The sequence below is a fragment of the Micromonospora sp. MH33 genome (genome assembly GCF_003013775.1).
Lineage (GTDB): Bacteria > Actinomycetota > Actinomycetes > Mycobacteriales > Micromonosporaceae > Micromonospora > Micromonospora fulviviridis.
The window spans coordinates 1-2,672 of the sequence record NZ_MUYZ01000399.1; the positions used below are offsets into that span (position 1 = coordinate 1).

At 72.8% G+C, this 2,672-nt stretch carries 2 protein-coding genes and 1 pseudogene; all 3 read left to right on the forward strand.

The features are described 5' to 3' along the window. A pseudogene (locus B0E53_RS33125) lies at positions 1–902 on the forward strand (hypothetical protein); the annotation flags it as partial. Then, the gene (locus B0E53_RS33130) at positions 899–2,008 is read left to right on the forward strand and encodes a DUF4314 domain-containing protein (RefSeq protein WP_107079551.1); all 1,110 of its coding nucleotides are present in this window, start codon (positions 899–901) and stop codon (positions 2,006–2,008) included. The pseudogene B0E53_RS33125 and the gene B0E53_RS33130, both read left to right, overlap by 4 nt. Beyond that, a complete protein-coding gene (locus B0E53_RS33135) occupies positions 2,001–2,303 on the forward strand; it encodes a hypothetical protein (protein ID WP_107079552.1) in 303 nt (100 codons plus the stop codon). The genes B0E53_RS33130 and B0E53_RS33135 overlap by 8 nt, the downstream gene beginning before the upstream one ends. Positions 2,304–2,672: the final 369 nt, after the last annotated feature.

Sequence of the window (2,672 nt, forward strand, 5' to 3'; positions counted from 1 at the left end):
CCTTCGGAGAGGACATCACCGTGACCGACACGGACCACATCAGCAGCAGGAAACAGCCGGGGACCCGGCCCGAGGACCACACGGACTGGGTGGCTTTGGGTCGCCGGCTGCAGAACATCCAGAACACCCTGGTCCACCACGAGAAGACCCGCCGCTATGGCGACGACTACTACGCCGAGGCGCTGCGCCGGCTGCTGACCGACGCCCGCTGCGGTTTTATCAGCACCGCGGAGCACCAGTGGCTGCTCGACCTGCACACTCGCGTGGACCTGCGCAACGCGCAGGAGGCGAACCGGCGGGCCCGTGAGGCCCGCGCCCGCTACGCCACCGCCTCCCGCAGGATCCGCGCCGAGCTGGCCGGGTGGCTGCGCCGGGTCACCAATGAGCAGGCCGTGCCGTCCCGCTACCGCCGTGAGGGGGTGCTGCTCGCCGCCGACTGGCTCGACCCGGCCACCTCCGCGGCCCCGTACGCCAGTTCCCCGGCCAGCGCCGCCTCCAGCACCCAGCAGGCGGCCGTTTCGCCGGTCGGCTCGGAGGTGCTGCTGGCGTTGCGGAACGCGGGTGAGCGTGAGGGACAGCTCGCCGTGGGCTGGTGGCAGCAGCACGCCCTCGAGGGACGCACCGCGTCCGAGCAGGAGCAGACCGCCCAGACGGTCCTCGAGGGCATCGACAGCAGTGACGACGCGGTCGTGGCGGCGTTGCCCCGCTTCGACGTTGCCGGCTACGACGCCGACCGCTACCAGTCCCACGCCCCGGCCGGCGCCCCCGGCTGGCCGGAGCTGCCCGACCACGATCAGGCGCTGGTCATCGACGCGGTGCGGGACGGGTTCACCGACGCCGTCCGCGATGGTGTCGCCGCCCGCTGCCACGCCGTCCTGACGGCGCGGGAGGCGAGCCGATGACCTACCAGCCTGGCGAGCGGGTGGCGCTGGAGCACACCAGCGACCCGCACACGCTTCTGCGTCCGGGTGACGAGGGCACGGTGCGCCACTACGACCCGGATCAGCAGGTCCTCGAGGTGAACTGGGACAACGGCTCCTGCCTGTCGATGCTTCTCGATGCCGGTGACCGCGTCCGCCGACTCCCCGCCGCTGTCGGCGGCGCCGGCTGGGAGCAGGTGCTCGACTCGGTGCGGACCGCGGGCGCGGCGGCTGGCCGGGACGCAGCCGAGTGGTGGGCGCAGAACCTCATCGGCGGGAGGGCCACCGGCGACGTCCGCGAGGTCGCGCGGCAGGTCCTGGCCGGCATCGACGACGTGGACCCGCCCGTCATTGACGGGCTGCCCGCCGCCGACCGGGACGTCCTCGCCGCCGACCGCGACCGGTATGCCGAGCACGCCCCGCAGGGTGCGCCGGCGTGGGAGGACCTGACCGGCCGGCAGCGCGACCAGACGCGGTGGGCGTGGTGCGACGGGTTCGACGACGCCGCCGAAGCCGAGGTGGCCCGGCAGTGCCGGATCGTGCTGCACCCGCACGGCGACGACCGGGACATCAGCCACCTGGCTCCCGACCGGGTGCGCCTGCGCGGGCCGGGCGTCTTCGCCGGGGACTGGGCGTGGACGCCGAACGGCGACGGACAGATGCGGATCCCCGTCGGGTTCGTCGGCATCCTGGTGGACACGTGGAACGGGTGGGCGGTGTTCACCTGCACCCGGCAGGTAGCCGAGGCGATCGTCGCCGACCAGCAGGCCGCCCGCGACCGCTACCGGCGCCAGCTCGCCGCCGAGGGCATCGGCGGGCAGCGGCAGGAGCGGATGGTCGACGAGTCCATAACGCGGCTGTGGTTCGACGGCGACGTCATCGTCGCGGACGAAACCCGCGTGCACGACGACCCGGACGCCACCGAACGGATCAGCCCCGACTCGGACGGCCGGTACGTCGTGATGGGCCGCGCCTGGACGTGGCTGCCGGTGCACCCGTACGACTGCGACCACATCGCAGGCCACATCCCCGACCCGCCCACCGCCGCCAGCACTCCATCCGGGGCGAAGGGAGCAGCTGATGCCTGACGACCTGACCGACGAGTTCGGCGAGTACGCCCACGAGGAAATCCTGCAAGCCCTCGTCCTGCGGCTGCTGACCAGCGCCGACCTGGACGAGCTGTGCGACGACGCCGACCTGCCGCAGCTCACCCACGACGACGGACTACCGGTGACGATCACCTCAGCGCGCACCTATCGGGACGCAGGCGTCCTGACGCTGGACCGCGGGGTGTGGCTGGAGCTGTCCGACGGCAGCGTGTACGGCCTGACCGTGCAGATTTCCCGTCGGCCCCGCGGCGAGGTCACCCTCCGCCGCAGATAACCCCTACCGGGGCACCCGTCGCCGGATCGACTTGATCAATCCCGGCGCGGGTGCGTTCCTTGTCGTCGCCCACCACCCGATGGCGGCGGCACCACCGATCCGCAGCCCCTATGGGCTGCCTGCTGAGCACCTCACGGAGCTTGCCGGCCATCCCCTACCCAGGGGTCCGGCCCGTCCACTGCCCCGTCTCCACCGCGCGGACACCGCACCACCTTGCCCGCGCACCCGGAGACGGGGGTGCGCGGGCCCCACTCCAGATCACAGGAGGCCTGCATGGACCCTGCAACCCCAACCCCAACCACCGGTGACGCCTCCCCCACGCCAGACCCGGGTGACGGCCGCCGGCCCGGCTACCTCTACCGGCAGGTC